General features: G+C 64.8%; 19 protein-coding genes. 8 read left to right on the top strand and 11 right to left on the bottom strand.

The features are described from left to right. Positions 1-44: 44 nt before the first annotated feature. Positions 45-2,792: a PIG-L family deacetylase gene (locus OXH56_04860; GenBank protein MCY3554633.1), complete on the top strand. Its 2,748-nt coding sequence runs from the start codon at positions 45-47 to the stop codon at positions 2,790-2,792. A 98-nt stretch (positions 2,793-2,890) separates the two neighbouring features. Here OXH56_04860 and OXH56_04855 read toward each other — a convergent pair whose 3' ends face one another. Together OXH56_04855 and OXH56_04850 are read right to left on the bottom strand one after the other, a co-directional pair. Next, positions 2,891-3,835, bottom strand: coding sequence for a branched-chain amino acid transaminase (locus OXH56_04855; protein MCY3554632.1), 945 nt, complete (start codon positions 3,833-3,835; stop codon positions 2,891-2,893). A 156-nt stretch (positions 3,836-3,991) separates the two neighbouring features. Beyond that, positions 3,992-4,282: a hypothetical protein gene (locus tag OXH56_04850; GenBank protein MCY3554631.1), complete on the bottom strand. Its 291-nt coding sequence runs from the start codon at positions 4,280-4,282 to the stop codon at positions 3,992-3,994. A 224-nt stretch (positions 4,283-4,506) separates the two neighbouring features. On the opposite strand from OXH56_04850, the gene OXH56_04845 reads away from it, so the two are divergent. From OXH56_04845 to OXH56_04815, 7 genes are all read left to right on the top strand, one after another. Continuing rightward, positions 4,507-5,478 carry an acetamidase/formamidase family protein gene (locus OXH56_04845; GenBank protein ID MCY3554630.1) on the top strand — a complete coding sequence of 324 codons (972 nt, stop codon included), beginning with the start codon at positions 4,507-4,509 and terminating at the stop codon, positions 5,476-5,478. A gap of 94 nt (positions 5,479-5,572) precedes the next feature. After that, positions 5,573-6,322 (top strand): SDR family NAD(P)-dependent oxidoreductase, encoded by a 750-nt coding sequence (locus OXH56_04840; protein MCY3554629.1) that lies wholly within the window; start codon positions 5,573-5,575, stop codon positions 6,320-6,322. A 239-nt stretch (positions 6,323-6,561) separates the two neighbouring features. After that, the gene (locus OXH56_04835; GenBank protein ID MCY3554628.1) at positions 6,562-8,235 is read left to right on the top strand and encodes a sigma-54 dependent transcriptional regulator; all 1,674 of its coding nucleotides are present in this window, start codon (positions 6,562-6,564) and stop codon (positions 8,233-8,235) included. A 21-nt stretch (positions 8,236-8,256) separates the two neighbouring features. Further along, a complete protein-coding gene (locus OXH56_04830) occupies positions 8,257-9,852 on the top strand; it encodes a sigma-54 dependent transcriptional regulator (protein MCY3554627.1) in 1,596 nt (531 codons plus the stop codon). A gap of 106 nt (positions 9,853-9,958) precedes the next feature. After that, a complete protein-coding gene (trxA, locus tag OXH56_04825) occupies positions 9,959-10,282 on the top strand; it encodes a thioredoxin (protein ID MCY3554626.1) in 324 nt (107 codons plus the stop codon). Between the two features lie 344 nt (positions 10,283-10,626). Next, positions 10,627-11,538: a signal recognition particle-docking protein FtsY gene (gene ftsY / locus OXH56_04820; GenBank protein ID MCY3554625.1), complete on the top strand. Its 912-nt coding sequence runs from the start codon at positions 10,627-10,629 to the stop codon at positions 11,536-11,538. A 30-nt stretch (positions 11,539-11,568) separates the two neighbouring features. Further along, positions 11,569-12,801 carry a DegT/DnrJ/EryC1/StrS family aminotransferase gene (locus OXH56_04815; GenBank protein ID MCY3554624.1) on the top strand — a complete coding sequence of 411 codons (1,233 nt, stop codon included), beginning with the start codon at positions 11,569-11,571 and terminating at the stop codon, positions 12,799-12,801. A 31-nt stretch (positions 12,802-12,832) separates the two neighbouring features. On the opposite strand, the gene OXH56_04810 is transcribed toward OXH56_04815, so the two are convergent. The 9 genes from OXH56_04810 to OXH56_04770 form a co-directional block, all read right to left on the bottom strand. Further along, positions 12,833-13,942, bottom strand: coding sequence for an XdhC family protein (locus OXH56_04810; GenBank protein ID MCY3554623.1), 1,110 nt, complete (start codon positions 13,940-13,942; stop codon positions 12,833-12,835). Positions 13,943-13,963: 21 nt separating this feature from the next. Further along, positions 13,964-14,533: a Mov34/MPN/PAD-1 family protein gene (locus OXH56_04805; GenBank protein MCY3554622.1), complete on the bottom strand. Its 570-nt coding sequence runs from the start codon at positions 14,531-14,533 to the stop codon at positions 13,964-13,966. After that, positions 14,533-15,357 (bottom strand): Mrp/NBP35 family ATP-binding protein, encoded by an 825-nt coding sequence (locus OXH56_04800; GenBank protein MCY3554621.1) that lies wholly within the window; start codon positions 15,355-15,357, stop codon positions 14,533-14,535. The genes OXH56_04805 and OXH56_04800 overlap by 1 nt, the downstream gene beginning before the upstream one ends. A gap of 81 nt (positions 15,358-15,438) precedes the next feature. Next, a complete protein-coding gene (erpA, locus tag OXH56_04795) occupies positions 15,439-15,762 on the bottom strand; it encodes an iron-sulfur cluster insertion protein ErpA (protein ID MCY3554620.1) in 324 nt (107 codons plus the stop codon). Positions 15,763-16,022: 260 nt separating this feature from the next. Beyond that, positions 16,023-17,933, bottom strand: a complete 1,911-nt coding sequence (locus tag OXH56_04790; GenBank protein ID MCY3554619.1) for a S8 family serine peptidase — start codon at positions 17,931-17,933, stop codon at positions 16,023-16,025. 213 nt (positions 17,934-18,146) lie between these two features. After that, positions 18,147-18,692 carry a DNA translocase FtsK 4TM domain-containing protein gene (locus OXH56_04785; protein MCY3554618.1) on the bottom strand — a complete coding sequence of 182 codons (546 nt, stop codon included), beginning with the start codon at positions 18,690-18,692 and terminating at the stop codon, positions 18,147-18,149. 22 nt (positions 18,693-18,714) lie between these two features. After that, entirely contained in the window at positions 18,715-19,563 is an 849-nt protein-coding gene (locus tag OXH56_04780) for a phosphoribosylformylglycinamidine synthase subunit PurQ (protein ID MCY3554617.1), read from the bottom strand. Between the two features lie 136 nt (positions 19,564-19,699). Continuing rightward, positions 19,700-22,129 (bottom strand): phosphoribosylformylglycinamidine synthase subunit PurL, encoded by a 2,430-nt coding sequence (gene purL / locus OXH56_04775; GenBank protein ID MCY3554616.1) that lies wholly within the window; start codon positions 22,127-22,129, stop codon positions 19,700-19,702. Then, on the bottom strand, positions 22,126-22,614 hold the full coding sequence (locus OXH56_04770; GenBank protein ID MCY3554615.1) for a phosphoribosylformylglycinamidine synthase subunit PurS: 489 nt from the start codon (positions 22,612-22,614) through the stop codon (positions 22,126-22,128). Before OXH56_04770 ends, purL begins: the two co-directional genes overlap by 4 nt. Positions 22,615-22,669: the final 55 nt, after the last annotated feature.

Below are 22,669 nucleotides of genomic sequence, written 5' to 3'. Positions count from 1 at the left end.
ACCGACGGTCGCTGCCGGACGCCTGATCGAACCGGAGCTCCATCATGTACACTCGACTTCTCCGATGCCTCCTCCTCGCCCTCTCGGTCCTCTCCGCGCCGTCCGTCGCGGCCGCCACGGCCGGCGACATCCGTCCGGTGCCCGACGGCAAGGGGACGTCCACCCTGGCCCAGGCCGTGCTTCGACTGCCCGTCGTGGCCAGCATGTTGCACACCGGTGCCCATCCCGACGACGAGAACAGCGCCCTGGTCGCCTATGTGAGCCGCGGGTTGCACGCGCGGACCGCTTACCTTTCCCTTAACCGCGGCGAAGGCGGACAGAACCTCATCGGCCCCGAGCTCTACGACGCCATCGGCGTGATAAGGACGGAAGAGCTGCTGACGGCCCGGCGTTTCGACGGCGCGGAGCAGTTCTTTACACGGACGTACGACTTCGGTTTTTCCAAGTCGGCCGAAGAATCCCTGGAATACTGGAATCATGACGAAATGCTGCTTTCGGACGTGGTGCGCGTCATTCGCCGCTTCCGTCCCGACGTGATCGTTTCCGTGTTCGCCGATTCTCCCCGCGACGGCCATGGCCATCACCAGGCGTCCGGGAGAATCACCCGCGAAGCCTTTTTCGTCGCGGCCGACCCGGATCGCTTTCCCGAACACCTGCAGGACGGCCTGCGTCCCTGGCAGGCCCGCAAGCTGTATATCAACAACACGCGGGCATCCTTCGAAAGCATCGATTCCCTGGTGGTGCACGTAGGCACCTACAGTCCCGTGCTGGACCGGTCGTACCGCGAACTGGGCCTGGCCGGCCGCAGCATGCACCGCTCCCAGGACATGGGGACCCTGCAGCCGAAGGGTCCGGCGACCACGAAGATCAAGCTGGTTGCGCGCGCGGGCAGGCCGGACGCGGGCAGGCCGGACTTGGACGGAGACGCCCACCTGTTCGACGGCCTGGACACGACTTTCATGCGGTTCCACGCCATGGCCGGACCGGACGCCGGGAAGATCCACGGTCTCGCCGACCGGCTCGAGCGGCTGGACGCGCTGGCCCGCGAAGCCGTGGACGCCTACCGCCCGCTCGACCCTCCCGCCGTGTTGGACCCCGTACTGGAGGGCCTGCGAATGATCCGTGCGCTTAGGAGGGATCTTGAAGAGGGCGGCATGCCGGCCGGCGTCCTTGCGGATATGCTTTTTCTGCTCAATCAGAAGGAGGAAGACTTCGCCAACGCTGCCGTGCTGGCCCTCGGCATGGCCTTCGAAGTGCTTACCAGCGACGACCGGGTTGTCCCGGGCAACCTGCTCGGAGTGCACCTGGTGTTGCTGAACCGCAGTACACGGTCCGTCCGCGTCACCAACCTGGCGCTGGACGTTCCGGAGGGTTGGACCGCGACCCTCGATCCGGTCCCGGCCAGACCGGCCAGACCACCTGGACGGTTCGGGCCGACTGGACCACCCGGACCGCCGGGACCGTCCGGTCCGCCCAGACAGACCGAGGACATCGGCTACAACGAAAGCTTCGCGGAGAACTGGCGGGTCGAAGTACCGCCTGACGCCGGCCTCACCCGGCCCTACTGGCACCGCCGCTCCCTGAACGACCCGAGGGTCGTGGTGGACGACACGGCACTGATCGGGCTTCCCTGGCGCCCGCAGCCCGTAATCGGACGGGCCCGGTTTGTCGTGGACGGCGTCGAGATCGAAATCCGCCGGCCCGCGCAGTACCGCTTCGCCGATCGGGCCTTCGGTGAAATCCGCCGCGAACTCCAGGTCGTGCCGGCACTGTCGGTCACCATGGACCCACCCGTGGTGGTCGCTCCGTCAGGGCGGGAAAGCCCCCTGCGGTTCAGCGTGTCCGTGGTCAGCAACGTGGACGGCGTGATCGAAGGCGGGTTGTCCCTCGAGGTACCGGACGGGTGGGCAGTTTCGCCCGTGGAAGTACCCCTGTCGTTCTCGGGACGGGGACAGGCCGCGACGTTCAGCTACACGGTCGTCCCGGCACGAGACGCCCGGGATGGGGCTTACGATGTAGGGGCGGTGGCGAAGGCCGGCGGGAACGAATACCGCGAGGGATACGAGGTGATCGCCTATCCCCATATCGAGCCGAGGCACCTGTACCGCGGTTCGGCATCCGTCGTGCAGGTGGCTCCGGTCGATCTGCCGGACGATCTGAGTGTGGGTTACATCATGGGATCGGGCGACCAGGTCCCGTTCGTGCTGGAGCAGATGGGCCTGCAGGTGCGGCTGCTGTCGGGGGAGGACCTCGCCACGGCCGATCTGGACGCCTTCGACCTGATCATCGCGGGCATCCGCGCCTACGAAGTCCGCGACGATCTCATCGCCGTGAACCAGCGGCTGCTGGACTACGTGGAGGCCGGGGGTGTCTACATCGTGCAGTACAACAAGTACGCCTTCAACCTCGACCGGTACGGGCCCTACCCCTTCCAGATCAACCGCCCCCACGACCGGGTGACCCGGGAGGACGCGCCGGTGGACATTTTGGTACCGGATCATCCCGTCTTCAACCGGCCCAACCGGATCACCGAAGCGGACTTCGAAGGTTGGGTGCAGGAACGCGGCCTGTACTTCCAGGGGGAGTGGGACTCCCGCTACACGCCGCTCATGGCCTCGCAGGACCCGGGTGAGTCCCCAAAGGGCGGCGGGCTCCTCGAAGCCCGTTACGGCAAGGGGCGATATATCTACACGGGCTACGCGTGGTTCCGGCAGCTTCCCGCGGGCGTGCCCGGGGCCGTGCGACTCTTCGCCAACCTGATCGGCCTGGCGGCCGAAGACCGGGACCCATAGCAAGGCCCCGTAGAGCATCTCAACGAAAAGTAAAGGTCGGAATGGGGCGGGAGGGGCGGTAGTATGAAGTCCCGCAGGTGCCGCCCCGACTGCGCAGATTACAGCGGCACGTCGGTGCGCCATTCGGGGAAACGTTCGTCGATCCCCCTGATGAGACCGTTGTAGGCCTCGCGGAACTGCTGGGTGCCCGGACCGATGGATCCGTCCCCGATGTCGTAGTTGTCGATCGAAGCGACCGGCGTCACTTCCGCGCCCGTCCCGCACAGGAAAACCTCGTCGGCCGTGTAAAGCTCCGTCCGGTCGATCTCCCGCTCCACGACCGACATCTCGAGGACGTCCCTCCCGATCCTCAATATGGTATCCCGGGTGACGCTCACCAGGATATCGGCCGTCACCGGCGGCGTGATCAGCACGCCGTCCTGGATCATCATCAGGCAGGCGCCGGGCGCTTCACAGACCTTGCCGCGGTTGTTCAGCATGATCGTTTCGTCGAAGCCCTTGAGCGTGGCGTCGGTCCACGCGATGGCGCTGTTGCGGTAGTTGGCCCAGCACTTGATGCGGGCCGGCAGCGTGTTGTCCGAAATGCGCGTCCAGGAGCTGACCGAGCACCGGGCGCCGTCCTTTCGGCGCAGGTTGGAGCCGTAGGCAAAGGTGTGGACGTAGACGTGGGCTGGACCCGCCATTTTGTTGAGATACACGTCCGGCGAGAAATACACGGTCGGGAATATGTAGACGTCCTCCCGGTATCCGTGGACCCGGCACAGCTCGAGAGAGCCGTTCCACACTTCCTCCAGCGTGTACGGCGTTTCCATCCTCATCAGCTTGATCGACCGGTACAGGCGATCCATGTGTTCCTTGAAACGGAAGACGAAGAGTTTCTCCTGGTCGTCGTTCCAGTAGGCCCGGATCCCCTCGAAAATGGCGTGGGCGAATATATGTCCCTGCGTGACATGCACCGTACCCTGGTCCCAGGGGATCTGTTCCCCGTCCTGCCAGATGTACTTTGAATGATCCTCGCCCCACATTTTCGTGTTCTTGGCCATGCCCGTGCTCCTTATGAATGGTCGAACAGTCGATACGTGATCCGGTCCACCGCGTCCCGTCGTTACTGCCCGCGTCCCGTCGTTACCGCCCGCGTCCCGTCGTTACTGCCCGCGTCCCGTCGTTACCGCCCGCGTCCCGTGCGTCGACGTACACCGCTACTCCCGGTCCGGTCCAGGCCGGTCTCGCACGCCGGCATTATGCATTTCGTCCAGGCGCGCCCGCCAGGCGTATTCCTCCGGACCGAGGACCTCCACCTGCCGGCACGACATGCACCACTGCAGGATAATCGGCTCGTCATCCCGGGACACTGTGCGTATCGTCACCCAGAACTCGACGCCGTGGGGACAGCCCGTCCGGGTCCGCTGGAATTCGGGCAGGATGTGATGGATCTTGTCGCCCGCCGGCGTCAGGCCGACCAGGGTTTCATCATAGGGGCGGATGGGCATGCTCGACGATCCGGATCCGGTGCAAAACGACGGTGAATTTGATGTACGTGAACGCTGTGTTATTTATGGATCCGGACCGCGGTCCTGTCAAGGGATATCCCGCTGCGGAACTGTGGCGTAAGGTCAACCGGATTCACCTTGACCGTACGCGTCGTACATGGTTATTCTTACCGGCGGAACATGGCCCTAAACACCCTTTCGCCCAGCACAGGAATTCGGGAGTGATCATGGTCCACCACTTCGAACCTATCCGTTATCACACCACCATGGGTTCCCACGAACCCGCCCTGCCCGTGAAGGACGGGGATACTGTCGTCACGTCGACGGTCGACGCCCGGGGGAAGGACCGTTCCGACACGCCCGTGACGTCTCCGGGGAATCCACAGACGGGGCCCTTTCACATCGAAGGCGCCGAACCGGGCGACACGCTCGCCGTGCACCTGGACCGGTTGACGCCCAACCGCCCCTTCGGCTGGACGCGTCCGCTCGTGGCGCCCAATGTGCTCGATCCCGATTACGTGCGGGAGACCGCGGGGGAGATCGAAAGCCGGGACGACCTCTGCCGCTGGGAAGTCGACTCGGAGCGGAGTACGGTCACGCTGGTCGACCCGGACGACACCCGGCTTGGACGGATGTCCCTGCCCCTGGCGCCCATGACGGGATGTTTCGGCGTGGCGCCGGACAGGGGGCAGGCGATCTCGACGGCCACCTCCGCCAGCCACGGGGGCAACATGGACTACCGGGGATTCGTGGAAGGCGTCACCGCGTACTTCCCCGTGTTCGCGCCCGGCGCCCTGTTCCACATCGGCGATGGCCATGCAGTGCAGGGCGACGGAGAGATCGTAGGCACGGGCGTCGAGATCTCCTTCGACGTGCAGTTCACCTTCAGGGTGCTCAAAAGAAAGCCAAGCGCCTGGCCCCGCGGCGAGAACGCGGAGTTCCTTTTCACGGCGGGCAACGCCCGGCCCCTCGACCAGTGCGTCCAGCACGCAACCACCGAAATGCTGCGCTGGCTGCAGGCCGACTACGGTCTCGATCCCAGGGCGGCTCACACGCTGCTCGGCCAGTGCGTCGAGTACGACATGGGAAACGTGTTCGATCCCGCCTATACCATGGTGTGCAAGATCAGGAAAGACCTGCTGCGCGGCCTGGATATCGACACCCGGTCGGTACATGACGACCTGGCGAGCGCCTGAACGGCAGCGGAAGACTGACCAGCCGCGGCTGGCCGGCACCGGCAGGAAGGCAGCCCCGGGACGCACCGGCTAATCGCATAGAACGGAGCGTAATATGAACAGACTCGAGGGACAGGTGGCCTGGATCACCGGCGCGGGTTCCGGCATCGGACGCGGGATCGCGCTGGCCCTGGCCCGGGAAGGTGCGGACGTGATCCTTTCCAGCCGGCGGCGCGAGCCCCTTGCAACCGTCGCCGGAGAGGTGGAAGCCGCGGGGCGGCGCGCGGCCATCGCCCCCATGGACGTGACCGACCGGGATCAGATCGATTCCGCGATTGCCCCGGCCGTCGATCAACTGGGTCCCGTGTCGATTCTGGTGAACAACGCGGGCGTCAATACGCCCCTGCGCACGGCGACCGAGATGTCGGTGGAGGACTGGGACCGCGTGGTGGACATCAATCTCACGGGCGCGTTCAACTGTTTCCGTGCGGTCTACGAACCCATGAAGGCGCGGGGTGAAGGCACTGTCATCAATGTCGCGTCCATGGCCGGACGCCAGGTGTCTCTCCTCGGCGGGGCCGCCTACTGCGCGTCCAAGCACGGCATGGTGTCGCTGACCCATTCGATCAACCTGGAAGCCGCCGAATTCGGGCTTCGCGCCAGCGCCATCCTGCCCGGTGAGGTGAAAACACCTATCCTCAAGAACCGGCCCCAGCCCGTGTCGGAGAAGCGCCTGTCCCTGATGCTCACCCCCGAAGACATCGCGGACACTGTCGTTTTCGTGCTGTGCCGGCCCGCCCGCGTGGTCATACCCGAAATGTGGGTCATGCCTGCCTACCAGGTATCGGCCCAACCGCTTCCCTGACGCCTCCGTGCGGCGCAACGCAGCGCCTCTTCAAGGCGCAGCAGCCGGTGCCCAGGGTGCGGCGGCAGTCCACGCCGGGCCGCTGCGACGGGTGCTCCAGGCCGCCCGTTTGCCCGGTTTAACGTTTGACAGCAACCGGGTCCTGGCGTAATTTCGAGTGGACGCCGAACCGGAAGATCGGAATCGGCCGCCAGGCTTGAAGCCCCGTCAACCTGACCCTGCCTCCCGACCCGCATGCCATGAACAGTCCGACAGAATCGGTCATCCTGCTGGTAGAAGGTTCCTCCCGCGGCCGGGACGAGAAACACTACGGCCTCACCCAGCGGGATCACCGCGTGATCGCCGTGGAGAACAGCGACCAGGCGCTCAACGTCCTCGCGGCAGAATCTCCAAGCATCATCATCTCGGACCTGGATGCCCCCGGTATAGACGGACTGCGCCTGATGGGCGTCGCCCTGGGCAGGAATCCCGAAGTGGGCGTCATCCTGATGACGGATCCCGGCTCCATGGGCCTGGCTGTGGCCGCCATGAAGGAGGGGGCGTACGACGTACTCGAAAAACCCGTGTACGTGGAGAAGCTCGCGGCGGAAATCGAGAAGATCCTGGACCGCCAGCGCATCGTGCAGGAAAACCAGGAGCTGATGCACCAGCTCGACACCCGGTACGGATTCGAGAACATCGTGGGGCGGTCCGCGTCCATGCAGCGCATCCGGGAGCAGATCCTCCAGATCGCCGATACCCAGTCCACGGTACTCATCTTCGGCGAGAGCGGTACGGGCAAGGAGCTGGTGGCCCACGCCCTCCACCGCGCGAGTACCCGGAGGAACAGGTCCTTCGTGCCCGTCTTCTGCAACGCCCTGTCGGAAGGGGTGATCGAGAGCGAACTCTTCGGCCACGAGAAAGGCGCCTTCACGAACGCGGTCAAGACCTACAAGGGCCGGTTCGAACTGGCCGACGGGGGCACGCTCTTCCTCGACGAGGTGGGCGAACTCTCGCCTTCCACCCAGGTGAAGTTGCTGCGCGTCCTCCAGGAACGCAAGTTCCAGCGGGTGGGCAGCGGGAACTGGCTGCAGACGGACACCCGGGTCATCGCGGCGACGAACCGCGACCTCGAAGCCGAGATCGAAAACGGACGCTTCCGGGAGGATCTTTATTACCGGCTGCGCGTGGTGACCCTTTCCCTGCCACCCCTGCGGGAACGGAAAGAGGATCTCCCGCTGCTGATCGACCACTGCATCCGCCGGTTCGGCGACCGGGAGAAGAAGCCGATCGAGCGCATCGACCCGCCGGCCCTGGAACTGCTTTCCACCTATCACTGGCCCGGGAACGTGCGCCAGCTGGAGAACTGCATCGAGGGCATGATCGTCATGGGAACGGGGAAGACCCTGACCGTGGCGGACGTCCCGGAATTCATAAGGCATACCCGGCCGGCATCAACGGCGGTCCCGCTGAACAATGGTCCGGACCGTCTGGACCGGCCGGACCGGCCGGACGACCTGTCGCCGGACTTCATCCGTTACCTGGCCGGCAAAATCGCCGAACAGCGCCACGTGCCCGTCCGGTCCATCACCGATCGGGCCCTGGCCGTACTGGCCGAAGTCGGCGGGTCGATGGACGGCGCGTCGCTGCGACGCTGCCTGGAAACCATGGTATTGCTCGCCGACGGAGACGGTCTGGACGTGGAGGACATCCCCGCGGAATTCCTGCCCGAACGGTCCGGCCATGCCGAGGCGGACGGCGAGGACGAAGACGGGGTGGACATACGGGTGGGCATGTCGATGAAGGAAGGCGAACGGAGACTGATCGCCGCGACCCTTGCCGCCTGTGGGCGGAACAAGGCGCGGACCGCTCGGGTCCTGCGGATCGGCCAGCGCACCCTGTTTCGGAAGATAAAAGCCTATCACCTGGAGTAGCGTCAGCCAAGGAGTTCCGGTTTGGAAGGTCGGTCGATACTGATCGTCGACGGCGAAACGGACAGCCGGCGTCACGCGGCGGGCATCCTGCGGAATGCGGGTTACGACGTGCTGGAGACCGCCGCCGCGGCGGAAGCGTTGCGCGCGGCGAGGACGGACCCGCCGGATGTCGTCGTCGTCGATCTCGCCCTGAGCGACGCCGATCCGGAGCAACTGATACGCACCCTGTCGGCGAAGCACCCCGACACCGACATCATGGTCACCACCCGGCAGCACGAACCACCCCGGCAGTACCGCCAATTAGACGTCAGCGACTTCATCGAGAAGCCCGTCGACGCCGAGGAACTGCTTACGAAAATGCGCATGCTGGACCTCCGGCGGGAGTTCCAACAGCGGTTCCAGCTCCTGGGAAGGGACGAGCGCTTCATCGCGGCCATGGAATCGGTGCTCCAGGTGGCGCCCACGGGTATCCAGGTCCTGCTCACGGGAGAAAGCGGTACCGGCAAGGAGGGATTCGCCCGGGCGATCCACCATTTCAGCGACCGGCGCGACGGTCCTTTCATTCCCATCAACTGCGGCGCCATTGCCGAAGGGGTATTGGAAAGCGAACTGTTCGGTCACGAAAAAGGCGCCTTCACGGACGCCAAGGGACAGCGGAAAGGGTACTTCGAACAGGCGAACGGCGGCACGCTGCTCCTCGATGAAATCGGCGACATGCCCCGTTCGACCCAGGTAAAACTGCTGCGCGTCCTGGAGCAGCAGGAGTTCATCCGCGTCGGCGGCTCGACGCCGGTGAAGACCGACGTCCGCCTCATCGCGTCCACCAACCGGGACCTCTCCGGGGACATCCACGACGGTACGTTCCGCCAGGACCTGTACTACCGGCTCAACGCCGTGCATATCCACCTGCCCGCCCTGCGCGAGCGCCGCGACGACATCCCCAGGCTGATCAGCCACTTCATACGGCACGCCCCAGGGAAGCCCGGCGCGCCGCCTCCCGTCTTCACGGAGGAAGCCCTGGCGGCCCTCACCGACTACGAGTGGCCGGGCAACATACGGGAACTTCGTCACCTCGTCGAATCGCTGGTGGTGACTTCCGGCAAGGCCCGGATCGACGCGGAAGACCTGCCGGACAGCATCTATACGCCGCCCATGGCGAACCGGGCGCTGCCGGTCCCGCAGAATCGCGACCCGCAGGACATGGACCGCGAGATGTTCTACAAGATCCTCTGGCAGATCCTGACCGCCATCCACGAACTCCCGGCCAAGATCACCACGGCCCTCGGCCGGGACCCCGAACCGCTACGTGACCGTATTCAGCTGCCGCCCCCCGCAACCGCGGAGCAGGACCTCGAAACGCCCCCGTCGGAAGCGGCACAGTACTTCGAGCCGTCCCTCGAAGGAACCGGGCCGGGTGTCGATCGGCCGGCTGAGGTTGTACCGGCCGATGACGGACTGGATCGGTTGCGCTCCATGGAAGACTGGGAGCGGGAGGCCATACGCCGAGCCCTCGAGCGAAACGGAGGACACCGGGGCAGGGCCGCCCGGGAACTCGGCATCAGCGAACGGTCCATCTACCGCAAGATCCGGGACTACGGCCTGGACGAATACGCCTGATCCTCTCCGGTGATTCGCCCTGCGAAAATGCTTGACAATTCGCCCGTTAAACACCGTATTTGGCTGGGAGCGATTTACATACATCAACGTGAAAGGAGCATCGATAGTGGGACAGCCAACAGCGATTACGGACGATCAATTCGAAACCGAGGTCATTAACAGCAGCACGCCCGTACTGGTCGACTTCTGGGCGGAGTGGTGCGGACCCTGCAAGGCCGTCGCCCCCACGCTGGTGGAACTCGCGGGCGATTACGACGGACGCCTGAAGGTCGTCAAGGTCGACGTGGACGAGAACCGGGAAGCGGCCACCCGTTTCGGCATTCGGAGCATCCCTAGCCTCCTGATCTTCAAGGACGGCGCCGAGGTGGACCGGATCATCGGTGCGCTCCCCAAGCAGCAACTCGCCGAAAAGATCGACGGCCACCTGTAGACAAGCGGGACCAGGCGCGGTCGGGCGAGGCCGGGCGGACCACTCGCAGCCGGGCGAGGCCGGGCGGACCACTCGCAGCCGGGCGAGGCCGGGCGAGGCCATCTGCAGCCGGGCGAGGCCGAGCGGACCACTCGCAGCCGGGCGAGGCCGGGCGAGGCCATCTGCAACCGGACCGAACAAGCACGGCGCGATGCACGTGGGACGGACATTCGACGAAAGCCGGGAAGGCCGATCATCGCTCTCCCGGTTTTTTGTATGCGGTCCGGCTGGCCGGACAGACGGCTGGACGGCCGGACGGACGGTCGGACATCAGGTCAGCACCAGGAGAATCCGGAGACCGGGACATGCTGGGTGTCGTACGCAGACTGAGAGACGGACTCGCCAAGACGCGGGACGGGCTGGCGCGAAGGATCCACCAGGCCGTGGGCCGGTATGACCGGATCGACGAGGACCTGCTGGAGGAAATCGAAGGCATCCTGCTGCAGACCGACGTGGGCGTGGAAACGACCCTGCGGATCATCGACGGACTGCGGGATCGCGCGGTCGACCGCCGAACCCGGAATCCCGATGACCTCATGGGTCTGCTCCGCGAAGAGATGACGGACATTCTGGGCGATGTGCCGGACCCCGAATCGGACCAGCGGCCCCGGGTCATCATGATCGTCGGGGTCAACGGTTCGGGCAAGACCACGACCGCGGGCAAGATGGCGGCCCGTTTCGCCGGGGAAGGGAAGAAGGTCCTGATCGCCGCGGCCGATACCTTTCGGGCGGCGGCCATCGACCAGCTGGAAGTCTGGGCGCGCCGCGCGGAGGCGGACTTCATCCGGCACCAGCACGGGTCCGATCCTTCGGCCGTGGTCTACGACGCCATGGAGGCCGCTGCCGCCCGGGATGCGGACGTGGTCCTCATCGACACGGCGGGCCGGCTGCACACCAGGGACAACCTGATGGAGGAACTGAAGAAGATCAAGCGCACCGCGGGCAAGCAGATGGACGGCGCACCCCACGAGGTGCTGCTCGTGCTCGACGGGACCACGGGCCAGAACGCCCTTTCCCAGGCCCGCGTCTTCAGCGAAGCCCTGGGCGGCCTGACGGGCATCGCGCTGACGAAGCTGGACGGGACCGCCCGGGGCGGCATCGTGTTCGCCATCGGCGTGCAGCTGGGGATCCCCGTCAAACTCATCGGCGTGGGCGAAAGCATCGAGGACCTGCAGGACTTCGACCCACCGGCCTTCGTGGACGCCCTCTTCAACTGATAACACGAGCGTAATGCACAGGAGAATGAGATGCCCCGATTGGCGATAAACGGCGCGGCGCCGGTACGGACCGCACCCTTTCCGGCCTGGCCCATGAACCTGGACGCGAGCGCCCGGGCCGCTGGCGAGACCGTACGATCCGGCCGTTGGGGAAGCATCCAGGGCGAGAAGGTGCGCAGCCTCGAACAGCGCTTCGCGTCCTTCCAGCACGCCGCTTACGGCATTGCCGTATGCAACGGCACCACGGCCCTTTGCCTCGCGCTGCAGGCGGTCGGCATCGAACCCGGCGACGAAGTCATCGTGCCGGCCTATACGTTCATCGCATCGGCCAGTTCGGTCGTGATGTCGAACGCCGTGCCCGTGTTCGTCGACATCGATCCCCTTACCTACAACCTGGACCCCGATCGGGTCGAGGAAGCGGTCACATCACGGACCCGGGCCGTCGTGGCGGTGCATTTCGCGGGTCTGCCCGCGGACATGGACCGGCTCGGCGACATCGCCGGCCGCCACGGCCTCGCGGTGATCGAGGACGCGGCACAGGCCCACGGCGCGCGGTGGGGAGGCCGGGGCGTGGGCGCCATCGGATCGATCGGCGCCTTCAGCTTTCAGTCCTCCAAGAACCTAAACGCCGGCGAGGGGGGCATCATGCTCACCAACGACGACGGCCTGGCGGCGGCGGCGCGGTCCCTCGCCGACTGCGGTCACGCCGAACAGGGACCCCGTTACAACCACTTCCGCATGGCCGGCAATAACCGGATGACCGAGATACAGGGCGCCCTGCTCCTGGACCAGATGGATCACCTGGAGACCCAGGCCGACCTGCGCCACGCGAACGGCGAGTACCTGACCGAACGCCTCGGGGCGATTCCGGGCGTCGTCCCGGTGGCCAGGCCCGCGAAGGCCGACCGCCACGCGCGGCACATCTACATGTTCAGGTACAATGAAGCATCCTTCGGAGGCGTCCCGAAAACACGGTTCATCGAGGCGCTGCGCGCCGAGGGGATCCCCGCCAGTCCGGGCTACTCCATCCCCCTGTACAAACAACCGGTTTTTACGGAACGGAATTACGGCATATACCATAGCCCGGCGTTGTCTGCCGTAGACTATGACGCGCTGCATCTGCCGGTAACGGAACGGGCCTGCCGTTCGGAGGCGGTCTGGTTCTCGCAGAATGTGCTGCTGGGGGGCCGGGACGACATGGAGGACATCGTCCGGGCGGTCACGAAGATCGGGGAACATCGCGGCGAGCTGGGGGAAGGTTAGTCAGCGCGGACGCTAGCGCGCGGCACGTTCGTCAGCCCGCACCCGCCGTACCGGCCGCGTCCTTCACCGTGGAAACCAGGTGGGCCGGCTTTCCGCCGGACCGCCGGAATTCGATCAACTCGGCCATGATACTGACGGCGATCTCTTCGGGGGTATCGGCGCCGATTTCCTTGCCGATCGGCGCGTGCACCTGGTCGAGCAGGTGCCGGGGCACGCCTTTTTTCTCCAGGTTCTTCCACATCAGGGCGATCTTGCGCCGACTGCCGATCATGCCGACGTAGGCGGCGCCGGTCCAAACCGCCTGCTCGATGACGGGCTGGTCCCACTGGTGTCCGCGGGTCACCGCGACCAGGTAGGACGAGCCGTCGATGGGCAGCTTGCCCACGACCTCGTCGAAGGCGTCCACGACCACCTCGTCGGCTTCGGGGAACCGCTCGTGGTTCGCGAAGGCCGGCCGGTCGTCTACTACGATGATGCGGAACCCGACGGTATCGGCGATCCGGGCAATGGCCCTGGCGACATGGCCGCCGCCGAAAAGGAACAGCTGCGGCGCAGGCCAGATGGACTCCAGGAAGATCCGGGTCTCCACGCCTTCGTGCTCCAACGTGACCACCCGCAACAGGTTCTCAGTGATTTCCAGATCCGAATCCAGCCGGATCCGGTCGTCCAGGACGGGGTCTCCGAGCGTGCCGACGGTCTCGCCGGCATCCGTGATCAGCATCTTGCCGGCTTCCGTTCCGGCCCGGCCCGACACCAGCGTGGCCAGGAGTCCGATGCGCCGCGCGTCGTGAAGCCCGCGGATCGCCTCGAAGATCTCCTGCATGGGGCCCGTCCGGATCGGCTCCGTGAAGATCTCCACGTTGCCGCCGCAGTTCAATCCCTCATCGCCGGCGTGCTTCTCGGTCAGGATGAAGTGCTGCAACCTGGGAGCGGAGCGGTCCATGACTTCGCGGGCCTCGGCCCACACGTCGGCTTCCAGGCAGCCGCCGCCCACCGTGCCGGTGAACGAACCGTCGCCCTTGACGAGCATTTTCGCCTTCTTGCTCATCGGCAGCGATCCCTTGCTCGACACGATGGTGGAAAGCGCCGCCTTCTCACCTCGCGACAGGACGTTCACGACCTCGTCGAAAACTTCTTTCATGCGCACATCTCCACTAAAGTATCAGACCAGTTCCACGGGCAACTCCTCGAAACCCGTCTTATCGTCCACCCAACGGAACATCTTGATATCGCTTACGACGCCCCTCGTGACGGAAAGGACCAGGTAACCGGGTTCCGGGTCCAGCCAGCCGGTCAGAGCGTCCATCCGGTCCTTCTCCGAGAAATAGGCCGGCGCGTCCGGATGGGAATGATAGAATCCCTGGACCCGCGCACCCGGAGGGTCGAACTTCCCGAAGAACAGCCGCTCCATGTCCTCCCGGCTGAATGCGTACGCGGTGCGGGCATCCCGGGGATGTTCCGCCGGGTCTTTCGCGTGCAGCTCGTCCTGGATGTTCCTGCACCGGTGCACCTGCCAGGATGCCGGGTCTACCGAGTCGACCGAGTCGAAAGGTTCCGTCGGGTTGGCGGGGTCGGCGAGGTCGCCCGGATCGCCCGGATCGCCCGGATCGCCCGGATCGCCCGGATCGCCCGGATCGCCCATACCGGTCAGGAACCCGCAGCACTCCTTTGGATACTCCGCCACGGCATGGGCGGCCATGCCTTCGTAGACGGTCCGGGGAAGCCGCAGCATCAGGTCCGGACCGGACCGGGCAATGGCGCCGGCTGGTTCTCGATCTCGGCCTCGACGGCCGCCCGGACACCCTTGAACGCCGCAGTTTCGACGGTGTTCCCGGGCTCGAGGAAGATGGGTTTTCCTGCGTCTCCTCCCGCGCAGACGGCCGGCGAGAGGGGAATCTCACCCAGAAAGGGCAGGCCCAGTTCATCGGCCAACGCACCGCCGCCGCCCCGGCCGAAGATGTGGGTCCGTTCACCCGTCGCGGCGTTAAGAAAATAACTCATGTTTTCGACGATGCCCAGGACGGGGACCCGCAACCGCTGGAACATGGCAATCGCCTTGCGCACGTCAGACAGGGCGACCTGCTGGGGGGTCGTGACGATGACGGCCCCGGTGAGTTCGACCGACTGGGCTAGGGTCAGCGACGCGTCGCCGGTGCCGGGCGGCAGATCGACCACCAGGTAGTCCAGTTCCCCCCATGAAACGTTCCCGAGGAAACTCTTCACCATCTTGCCGACCAGGGGGCCCCGGTAGATCACCGCGTCAGACGGCCCCGCGACGAAACCGACGGAGACCAGCCGGATACCATGATTTACAACGGGTTGGATGCTGCCGGAAGGATCTTTCTCGAGGGACCCGGAAACGCCCATCATCTGGGGCACGTTCGGGCCGTAAATATCCGCGTCGAGCAGGCCCACCGCATGGCCGGCTTCCGCGAGGGCGAGGGACAGGTTGACGCTTACCGTCGACTTGCCCACGCCGCCCTTGCCGCTGGCCACGGCGATGACGTGTCGGATACCGGTCAGCGCGTCACGGGGGATATCGGTTTCCGCAGCCAAAGTGCTCGATCCGCGTTTACGGACTACCTGGGCTGTCCGAGCTGTCCGGGATGCGCGGGACCGATCCCGCGCCTTTCGGACCTATACGTAAAACGACTCGCCGCAGCCGCAGGTGCCCTTGGCATTGGGATTGCTGACCTTGAACCCGGCGCCCATCAGCCCTTCCACATAGTCCAGTTCCGCACCCATCAGGTAGATGGCGCTCTTGTTGTCGACGAAAACCTTGATGCCGTTCTGCTCGATAATCTGGTCGTTGTCGGTCGCGTTCTTGTCGAAAGCAAGCTTGTACTGAAAACCGGAACACCCACCACCGGAGATCATGACGCGCAGTCCGAGATCCGGATTTTCCTGGTCCTCGATCATGGTTTTGATCTTGTCGGCGGCAACGTCCGTCACGGTGACCATGATGTCCAACCCCCTTGCGAATGAATGGCGTAAGTAGCTTTGTTTGCGCTGACTTGTATCCGTCATGCACGACCGGAAACCTGTACCGTTAGTCGCTAAGGCTATATAAACCAGAACCTTCCTGGATGTCAACCTCTTTATCGAAGATCACCGGACTGCCTTCACCGCATTTCGACGTGCCGTAACGGTGCTTCGGCCAGCCTGAAACCGCATGACGCGACCCCGATTCACGCCGCCCCTGAAGCGGCAGCGCGCCGCCCCTAACGCAGCAGCAGCATCTTGCCACTCTGCTCGATTCCGCCCGCGGTCATGCGGTACAGGTACACGCCGCTGGGTACGGCGCGGCCGTCGCCGTCCATGCCGTTCCAGGGCAGGGCGTAACGGCCAGGTCCATACATCCGGTCCGCCAGGACCCGTACTCGCCTTCCTAGCAGATCGTAGATCGTCAAGTTGACCGTAGTAGATTCCGTCAGTTCAAAGCGAATATCCGTTCTACCGGCGAAGGGATTCGGCGCGTTCGGATAGAGGACCGCCGCCAGTTCACCGGACGCGCCGGACTCGTAGTCGATGCGAATCACGACCGGTTCCGCCGTCAACGCCAGCCCCGCGCGGCCCATGGGCTGCAACCGGTACTCGTAGGATGTTCCCGGTTGCGCGGCCGTATCCGTATAGTCGTAAGCGTTCGAGCCCGGGGGAGCTTCCCCGGACCGGGTTACCGGTACCGAGGCCAGCACTTCGAATGTTCCATCGGGATAGTCCCTGCGTTCGATCCGGTAGGACCGCAGGTTGATTTCCAACCCTGCAGTCCAGGAGAGGAACACACCACTCGGTCCGCTTTCGGCAGTGAATGACCGCACGGTTCCTCGCGACTCGGTCATCAGGGCATCGGCAGCCTGGACGATGCCGTACCCGTACAGGGTATCCGGGGCGGCGGTCTGGCTAGCCGTCTGGTGAAGAACCTTTTGCACTTTTTCAGGGGTCCAGTGGGGGTAGGCCTCCAGCAGTAGCGCGACGACCCCGGCCACCAGGGGCGTGGAAAAAGATGTGCCGTTGGTGCGGGCATAGGACTGGGCGGAAAACGGCTGCACTGTGTAGACGCCTTGGCCCATGGCCATCACGTCCGGCTTTATACGTCCGTCGTACGTAGGTCCAATAGACGAAGATGCCCACCGATTACCTGAGGCGTCGACAGCGCCAACGGATATCACCTTCTCCGCGTCAGCGGGAGCGCTCATCTTCTCGTAGGGCTGGCCGCCTAAGTTGCCCATGGCGCTCACAACTACGATGCCGCGGTCCGCCGCCATGGAAGCCGCCCGGGAAATCATGGCGGATTTGCCGTCCATGTCTTCAAAGGCATACCAGTCGATGTAGCCGAGTGAACTACTGATTACGTCCACGCCGAGGCTGTCGGCCCACTCCAGCGCGGCAATCCACCAGTCCTCCTCTATCTCGTCCTCGAAGGTAACGGCCTCCGTACTCGCGAGGAGGTAACGGGCGCCGAAGGCCGGTCCGACCAGTTTACCCGGCGCAAACCCACCAATTGCCGCGAGCACCTGGGTGCCATGCAAATCGTAAGGGGATCCCGCCATTCCCAAGTGATCCTCCACGAAATCGCGCTGTGCCTCCACCCGGGTTCGCAGGCTGTCGAAGGCCACGTGCTGCAGGCTGAATCCCGTGTCGAACAACGCCACCAACACGCCCTGGCCCGACAAGCCGATATCGTGCAACGCAGGTATCTGCAACTGGTTCAATTGGACGAAAGACGGTCCATAATCGAATCGATTGGCCAGGGTCCGACGATGACTCGGTGTTGTCTCCTGCGACACGGACGGGCGCGGTAAAACAGGTCGCGGACGTCGCAGGCGGTCGACCGCTTCTATCCTCAGGACGAAGGGCAGTTCTGCAAGGCTTTGAATCACCTTCGCATCGCCCGATACGCTTACCGCGTTGTGCCAGCGGGACATATGGTGGATCAGTCCGCCCGACTCCGCGATCCGGTTTACATAGGGTGTGTGGATCGGGATGTCTTCCCATCCAGCAGGACGATTCCCTCTGACCGCGAGTCTGCGCCGTGTGCGTGGGGTCAGTCGGTCTTCCGCCGCAGCCACGGCCAGGGCGTATCCTGTACCGTTGGCGTCCCCCTTATCCGCCAGGTAGATCCACACTTTCATGTGGTCATCCGGCAATCCAGTCGAAAGCGCTTCCTGTAGGCTTTCGGAAATTCTGAGCGCCAACGGAACAGCACCAGGCTCGAAGGTACGTTGGTCAACCGGATCCGCAACGATCGCCGGAGATGCGGCGAGTATGAACAGAATTACGGCACATTGCTTCATAGACATTGCTCTGGTTTGGTCCGGTCGAGGCCATGGGTGGACCTCGCTGGTTCAGGAGCTGGATTTGACCTGCCGGCGTGCACGGCGCCTGACAGTCCAATACAACATGGCCACCAGGACAACCAGAAATAAGGCGCCGCCCAGTACCAGAGACCAGTCCACACCCAGCGCACCCGCCATCCGACCGCCCAGGTAGAACCCCAGCACGCCGCCGATCCTGAACCTGAGGGTCTCGGGAAGCACCGGTATCAGGCTCCCCGTGGAAACCCCGGCTAATACGAGCACCAGGAGCCAGGCGGCTTGCACGCACAGTCTCACCGGGTGCTGCCCCCGGATCCGGTTCCATGCCAGCAATCCAATGAGGACGGGGACGACGTATCCCCCGTATCCCAGGGCGAGCATCACGCCGTGAGATACCAGGGCGCCGGGCAGACCGCCCAGGTTGGTGACTTCACCCGGACTCCGGCTCGAATTGGGGTAGTCGGTTTCGGCGTGGGTTACGAGACTGAGCAGCACGAAGAGCGCGACGGGGACCAGGAGGATCCCGATCACGTACATGCGGCGTTCGATGGCTCGGGTGAACGGAGGGAAGCTCATTTAAGCGCGCTCCCTTCGGCAGCTACAGGACCCCGCGGACATAGTTCACGGCGTTCCGGAAGATATGCAGGCCGTCCGGCTCCCTGCCTCCCTCCCGGGTCCACCGGGGATGATGGGTCGGGTGGGTATAACGCTCCGGATGAGGCATGAGCCCGAAGATCCGTCCCGTGGCGTCGCAGATCCCGGCAATGGCGTCCACCGAGCCGTTGGGACTCCAGGGATAGGCCGTCTCAGCCGTTGCCTCCAGGGCGGCCGCCCCGATCACCTCACTCGTGGCCGCCCCTACATCCACCCAGGGCGGGTTGACGTACTGCAATGCGATGTGGCCGCCCGGCCCCAGCCGAAGCCGCACATCCTCGGACGCCAGCATGACCTTGCCTTCCCCGTTCGCGACCGGTATGTAAATAGTCTCCGGCATGTCCCGGGTGAAGACGCAGGGACTGCCGGGGTTCCTGCGCAGGTAGACCCAGCGGCACTCGAACTTGCCGGAGTCGTTGTAGAACACCGTTGCTTCCTGCCGCCTGCCACCCGTTTCCGTCTGGGGAAGCAGCCCCATCTTGACCAGCACCTGGAATCCGTTGCAGATGCCGAGGATGAGTTTGCCTGCCCCGATGAACGATTCCACGTCCTCCATCAGCTTGCACTGCATCTCGTTGGCGAGCACTTTGCCTCCGGAGAGATCGTCGCCGTAGGAAAACCCGCCGGACAGGACCAGCACGTCGTACTCGGACAGGCGGCGGCGCCCCTGGATGAAGGCATTGATGTGGACGGGATCCACCCGCTCCGCGCCGGCGAGGCGGAAGGCGTGGGCCGTTTCCTCGTCGCAGTTGATCCCCGCGGCGCGCAGTATCAGGACCGAGACTTTGGACATGGATGCTCCAGGGTCATATAGGAACGGCATGGAGGACGGCCGCTGGACGCGACGCCACCGGTTGGGCCGACGTTCGCCGGGACGCTGCCGGACGGGTCGCCAGCCATCGAGCCCCCGTACGGCCTCCCTCGCGGCATCACCACCGCAGGGGCCGCTGCCATGCTTCCTTCAATATGGACAGTTCCGTAGAAACGATCTCATCGCCGCCCAGTCCGCGCACGAGGAAGCGGTCCTCCCCGGTCACGGTCCCCACGCGGCCGAATGGGCTTCCTTCCAATTGGGCTTCGAATTCGGCTTCCCGGCCACCGGGCACCTCCACCACGAAGCGGCTGTTCGACTCGGAAAAGAGGACGGTGTCGTCACGGTCCGATTCCGGGTCCCGGGGCAGGGCGCTTAAGTCCAGGGCCATGCCGTATCCACCCGCGAAGGCCATTTCCGCCGCGGCCACGGCAAGGCCGCCCTCGGAGCAGTCGTGGCAGGCGGCCACGAGGCCTTGCGAGATGGCCCCGTGCAACCGGTTCATGGTCCCGCTCCCGGCGGCGGCGTCCACGGTCGGCACGTTCCGGCCGATGTATCCGAGCATGCGGTAGTACCGGGAACCGCCCAGTTCGTCGCCCGTGCGTCCCACGACGTAAATGCTGTTTCCGGGCGACTTGACGTCCATGCTGACCGCTTTGCGGACATCGTCCATCACGCAGATGGCTGAAATGAGCAGCGTGGGCGGGATGGCGATGGTCCGTTCGCCGTCGGAGAACTCGTTATAAAAACTGTCCTTCCCCGAGATGAAAGGCGTGCCGTAGGCTACCGCGACGTCGTAACAGGCCTTGGCCGCGCGGACCAGCGCGGCGAGGCGGTCCGGTTTGTCCGGGTTGCCCCAGCAGAAGTTGTCCAGCAGCGCGGTCCGGTCGATACGGCCTCCGACGCAAGTGATCTGGCGCAGGGCCTCGTCGATGGCCGATGCCGCCATCCAGTACGGATCTACGTCGCCATAGGCGGGGTTGATGCCGTTTGCGACGATGACGCCCCGGTCCGACGAGAGCACGGGACGCACGATAGCGGCGTCGCCCGGACCGTCGTTGCGAGCGCCCTGCAGCGGTTTCAGCACGCTTCCGCCCTGTACCTCGTGATCGTACTGGCGGACGACCCACTCCTTGCTCGCCACGTTCCAGGACGACAGCAGCCGGACCAGGCTCTGCGCGGGACCGGGGCGGCCGGCCACGGGAGGCTCGGGATGGTCCGGAGGATCCCACCGGGCCGTCCGGACGATGCGCGGCACCCCTTTGTGCAGGAACTCCATATCCAGGTCCGCGACGGTGATCCGGCTTTCTCCCGCATCGGGCTTGTGGGTGACCCTGAGCCGCCGGTCGCCGGTGAATTCGCCGATCACCGAGGCCTCGACATCCTCGCTCGCGCAGAGGTCCCTTAAGGACTCGATGTGCTCGGGGGGAACGGCCAGAATCATGCGTTCCTGGGATTCCGAGAGAAAGATCTCCCACGGTTTCAGGCCGCCGTATTTCAAGGGCGCCTTCTCCAGGTGCACTTCCGCGCCCGTATCCTCTCCCATTTCGCCGATGGCCGATGAGAACCCGCCGGCGCCGCAGTCGGTGATGTTCCGGTAGAGCCCGCGGTCCCGCGCCTGCATCAGGACGTCGAGGATCTTCTTCTCCTCGATGGGATTCCCGATTTGAACGGCCTGCGTGGCGGTGGATTCCGAAGCGTCGGTCAGTTCGATGGACGAGAACGTGGCCCCGTGGATCCCGTCTCGGCCCGTCCGCCCGCCGATGGTGACGACGAGATCGCCCGGTTTGGCCGATTTCTCGCAACGGTCGACCGGTATGATGGCCGCCGTGCCGCAGTAGACCAGCGGGTTGCCCAGGTACCGCTCGTCGAACAGGATGGCCCCGTTGACGGTCGGTATGCCCATGCGGTTGCCGTAATCCCGGACGCCGGCCACGACGCCCTTGAAGACGCGTTTCGGGTGCAATACGCCTTCCGGCAGATCCTCATAGGGGAAGTCGGGCGGCGCGAAGCAGAAGACGTCCGTGTTGAAAATGGGCTTGCCGCCCAGGCCCGTCCCGAGCGGATCGCGGATGACCCCGCCGATGCCCGTGTTGGCGCCGCCGTAGGGATCCAGCGCCGAGGGATGGTTATGCGTTTCTACCTTGAAGACGAGATGATAGTCGTCGTCGAATTCGATGATCCCGGCGTTGTCGACGAACACGGATACACATCGGTCCTTCGGCCCCTGGGCCTGGCGGATGTCTTCGGTCGCCTTCCTGATGGTGCGGGCGAAGAGGTTGTCGATACGCTCCGTCTTCCGGCCCGATACGTAGTCGATGACCCCGTTGAAGACCTTGTGCTTGCAGTGCTCGGACCAGGTCTGGGCGAGCGTCTCCATTTCCACGTCCGTCGGGTCGCGGCCCAGCACGCTGAAATGTTGCCGGATCGACCGCATTTCCTCCAGGTTGAGCGCCAGCATGCCGTCCCGGCTCAGCTGCGTCATTTCATCGTCGGTCGCCTTCAGCAGGGAGAAGGTCTCGACGGTGTCGTCGGACTCGAAGGTCATTGTCCCCCTTCGTAACACGCGTATCTTTCGATCACGTCGTTGGCCAGCAGCCGACGGCAAATGGTGTCGACCTGCGACCGGATGAGCGAACCCGCAAGGATGTAGCCTCGCCCGGTGTCCACCGATTCAATCCCCGCGACGCCCAGGTCGCGGCTGCCTTTCAGTGCCGTTTCGCCCACGGCGTCGGTCACTCCGGGCCTGAACCACACTTCCACGCCCCACTCTCCGGGGACGACAGGCAGGCCCGTTTCGGCGATTTCGAGATGTTCCTGGGTGACCGGATCGGCGAGCAGACCGGTGGTGATCCGGTCCAGTTCGGCGGTCGACAGGGCGCCGTGGAGCGCGTAGAGGCGGACGTGCCGAACGCCCTCGACGCCCCCGATGCCCAGGTCGAGGATATCGCCGCGGAGACCTTCGCCTACGGCGTCCACCACGTCTTTCCTGTTCACGACGGCAATACGCCGGGTCTTCGATTCCGCGGCCATCCGCTCCTGTTTCCTTCGCGGGAAGGATCTCCATTCGTGGGGTCGGCGTCCGGTT

This window comes from Gemmatimonadota bacterium, from assembly GCA_026702745.1.
In the GTDB taxonomy this organism is placed as follows: Bacteria; JAAXHH01; JAAXHH01; order JAAXHH01; family JAAXHH01; genus JAAXHH01.
Note: the sequence above shows the minus strand (reverse complement) of the source record. Positions and strands in the feature narration are given on the sequence as shown.

Coding starts and splice junctions, on each gene's coding strand:
- ftsY (MCY3554625.1), top strand. CDS start 10,627: ATGCTGGGTGTCGTACGCAGACTGAGAGACGGACTCGCCAAGACGCGG.
- purL (MCY3554616.1), bottom strand. CDS start 22,129: ATGACCTTCGAGTCCGACGACACCGTCGAGACCTTCTCCCTGCTGAAG.
- OXH56_04780 (MCY3554617.1), bottom strand. CDS start 19,563: ATGTCCAAAGTCTCGGTCCTGATACTGCGCGCCGCGGGGATCAACTGC.
- OXH56_04770 (MCY3554615.1), bottom strand. CDS start 22,614: ATGGCCGCGGAATCGAAGACCCGGCGTATTGCCGTCGTGAACAGGAAA.
- OXH56_04855 (MCY3554632.1), bottom strand. CDS start 3,835: ATGGCCAAGAACACGAAAATGTGGGGCGAGGATCATTCAAAGTACATC.
- OXH56_04835 (MCY3554628.1), top strand. CDS start 6,562: ATGAACAGTCCGACAGAATCGGTCATCCTGCTGGTAGAAGGTTCCTCC.
- OXH56_04805 (MCY3554622.1), bottom strand. CDS start 14,533: ATGCTGCGGCTTCCCCGGACCGTCTACGAAGGCATGGCCGCCCATGCC.
- OXH56_04785 (MCY3554618.1), bottom strand. CDS start 18,692: ATGAGCTTCCCTCCGTTCACCCGAGCCATCGAACGCCGCATGTACGTG.
- OXH56_04850 (MCY3554631.1), bottom strand. CDS start 4,282: ATGCCCATCCGCCCCTATGATGAAACCCTGGTCGGCCTGACGCCGGCG.
- OXH56_04790 (MCY3554619.1), bottom strand. CDS start 17,933: ATGAAAGTGTGGATCTACCTGGCGGATAAGGGGGACGCCAACGGTACA.
- OXH56_04840 (MCY3554629.1), top strand. CDS start 5,573: ATGAACAGACTCGAGGGACAGGTGGCCTGGATCACCGGCGCGGGTTCC.
- OXH56_04810 (MCY3554623.1), bottom strand. CDS start 13,942: ATGAAAGAAGTTTTCGACGAGGTCGTGAACGTCCTGTCGCGAGGTGAG.
- OXH56_04815 (MCY3554624.1), top strand. CDS start 11,569: ATGCCCCGATTGGCGATAAACGGCGCGGCGCCGGTACGGACCGCACCC.
- OXH56_04860 (MCY3554633.1), top strand. CDS start 45: ATGTACACTCGACTTCTCCGATGCCTCCTCCTCGCCCTCTCGGTCCTC.
- erpA (MCY3554620.1), bottom strand. CDS start 15,762: ATGGTCACCGTGACGGACGTTGCCGCCGACAAGATCAAAACCATGATC.